The 2,435-nt window shown below is 68.9% G+C and carries 3 protein-coding genes; all 3 read left to right on the top strand.

Translation table 11 applies throughout. The features are described 5' to 3' along the window. Positions 1-640, top strand: a 640-nt coding sequence (locus ENZ75_RS28680; protein WP_164888072.1) for a MoxR family ATPase, incomplete at its 5' end; no start/stop codon positions are given. Continuing rightward, positions 640-1,602 carry a DUF58 domain-containing protein gene (locus ENZ75_RS28675; protein ID WP_013529967.1) on the top strand — a complete coding sequence of 321 codons (963 nt, stop codon included), beginning with the start codon at positions 640-642 and terminating at the stop codon, positions 1,600-1,602. The genes ENZ75_RS28680 and ENZ75_RS28675, both read left to right, overlap by 1 nt. Further along, on the top strand, positions 1,599-2,435 hold an 837-nt coding region (locus tag ENZ75_RS28670), incomplete at its 3' end, for a BatA domain-containing protein (protein WP_206617121.1). The genes ENZ75_RS28675 and ENZ75_RS28670, both read left to right, overlap by 4 nt.

Raw genomic sequence — 2,435 nt, 5'->3', positions numbered from 1 at the left:
GCTGCTGATGGCCGACGAGATCAACCGCGCGTCGCCGCGCACTCAGTCGGCGCTGCTGCAGGCCATGCAGGAATACCACGTCACCATTGCCGGCGCCCGCCATGACCTGCCGGCGCCCTTCCACGTGCTGGCAACCCAGAACCCGCTGGAGCAGGAGGGCACCTATCCGCTGCCCGAGGCACAGCTTGACCGCTTCCTGATGCAGGTGGACATCCTCTATCCCGAAATCGAGGCGGAGCGCCGCATCCTTCTGGAAACCACCGGCATCGAGGACGCGAAAGCGCAAAACGTGCTGCAGCCGGTGCGGCTGAAGGAGATCCAGACGCTGATCCGCCGCATGCCGGTGCCTGAAAGCGTCGTCGAGGCGATCCTGACGCTGGTGCGCTCGGCGCGTCCCGGCCAAGGCAATGCCGAGACCGATAAGAACGTCGCCTGGGGTCCCGGCCCGCGCGCCAGCCAGGCGCTGATGCTGTGCACAAGGGCGCGCGCGCTTTACGACGGACGGCTGGCGCCCTCGGTCGACGACGTCCGTGCGCTGGCCGAGCCGGTGCTGCAGCATCGCATGGCGCTGACCTTCGCCGCCCGCGCCGAAGGCACCAGCGTGCGTGACGTGGTGGCGAAACTCGTGAAAGGGATTTGATGCCGCGCATCGGCGAGGTCCAGGCTCCGGCAGCGACGCGCGACGCGCTCGCCCGTGGCCGGTTGCGGGCCTCGCTTGTGCCAGACCTGCTGGTCGAGGCGCGCCGTATCGTCAACACCGTGATCGCCGGCTGGCACGGCCGCCGCAAGCGCGGCATCGGCGAGAATTTCTGGCAGTTCCGGCCCTATGTCGAGGGCGATTCCTCGCGCATCGACTGGCGCCGCTCGGCCCGCGACGACCACACCTATGTGCGCGACCGCGAATGGGAAGCCGCCCATACCGTCTGGCTGTGGGCCGACCCCTCGCCGTCGATGCTCTACAAATCGACAGGCGCCAGCGTTTCCAAGCAATCGCGCGCGCTGGTGCTGGCGCTGGCCATGGCCGAGCTGTTGTCGCGCAGCGGCGAACGCATCGCCTGGCCGGGCCTCACCGACCCGTTCACCGCCCGCAACGGCGCCGAACGAATTGCCGCCCAGTTGATGCATGCCGGCGAGCTGCCGGCAAAACCCGACCTGTCCGACATCAGGCGCTTCTGCGACATCGTCATCGTCAGCGACTTCCTCGATCCCGTCGAGGAGACGATGGCCTGGCTCGACGTGCTGGCCCGCCACGGCGTGCGCGCCCACCTGATCGAGGTCGCCGACCCGGCCGAGGAGACCTTCCCCTATGCCGGCCGCACCGAATTCACCGATCCCGAGACCGGCGACAAGCTGACCGCCGGCCGCGCCGAAATGCTGGGTGATGAGTATCGCCTGCTCTACACCGCCCGCCGCCACGAACTGGCCGCCTGGTGCAAGCGGCTTGGCTGGAGCTTTACCGTCAACCACACCGATCGGCTCGCCTCCGACGCGCTGGTGCGGCTGCACATGGCGATGACCACTGATGGCCCCTCGGTCAGGCCGACCGCTGGCGGTCGTGCAGGCATCGCTGGTGGCGATCGGCCAGGAAAGGCTGTCGCATGAGTTGGCTGCCGCTCTCCTTTGGCGCCCCCATGGTGCTGTGGGGCCTGCTGGCACTGCCGGTGATCTGGTGGCTGCTCAGGCTGACGCCGCCCAAGCCGCAGACCGAGATCTTCCCGCCGCTGAAGATCCTGGCGCGCGTACTGAAGCGCGAGGAGACGCCGCAGCAGAGTCCGTGGTGGCTGACGCTGCTCAGGCTCTTGATGGCGGCCCTCATCGTCGCGGCATTGGCCGACCCGGTCTTCAATCCGCGTGAAAAGCTGCCGGCCGAAGGAGCCGCCCTTGCCCTGGTCATCGACAATGACTGGGCAAGTGCCGCCGACTGGGGCAAACGCGTCGCCACCGCCGAGCGGCTGATCAACGACGCCGGCTCCAACGGCGTGCCGGTCGTCATCGCCTTCACCGCCGAAAAAGCCAATGCCGAGATCGGCCCGTTCGATGCCGCCACCGCCCTTGACCGGCTGCGCGCCGCCAAGCCGCGGCCGATCCCGACCGACCGGCCCGCCGTCTATGCCCGCGTCGCCGGCGTGCTGGAGACCTTGCCCGGGGCCAGTGTCGCCGTGCTTGCCGACGGCCTGGCGGCAAAAGGCGATGAAGCCGCCTTCAACACGCTTTTGTCGAAAAATGCCGCCCGTGTCGTCTGGGCAACCGCCGACAGGCTGTCGCTGACGGGCCTGACCGCCGCCGACAACCAGGTCGACGGCTTTGCGCTGACCGCCATCCGCGCGCCGGGCGACCCTGCCCCGGCGCAGGTCACCGCCGGCGCCTTCGACGACAAGGGCCGCCGCATCGCCGATGCGACGCTGACCTTTTCGCCTGGCGAAACCACCGCCACC

This window comes from Mesorhizobium sp. M7A.F.Ca.CA.002.04.1.1 (assembly GCF_004022805.1).
Taxonomy (GTDB): Bacteria; Pseudomonadota; Alphaproteobacteria; order Rhizobiales; family Rhizobiaceae; genus Mesorhizobium; species Mesorhizobium ciceri.
Note: the sequence above shows the minus strand (reverse complement) of the source record. Positions and strands in the feature narration are given on the sequence as shown.

What these genes read in the sequence shown, in the direction of transcription:
- ENZ75_RS28675 (WP_013529967.1), top strand. Translation starts at nt 640, where the DNA reads ATGCCGCGCATCGGCGAGGTCCAGGCTCCGGCAGCGACGCGCGACGCG.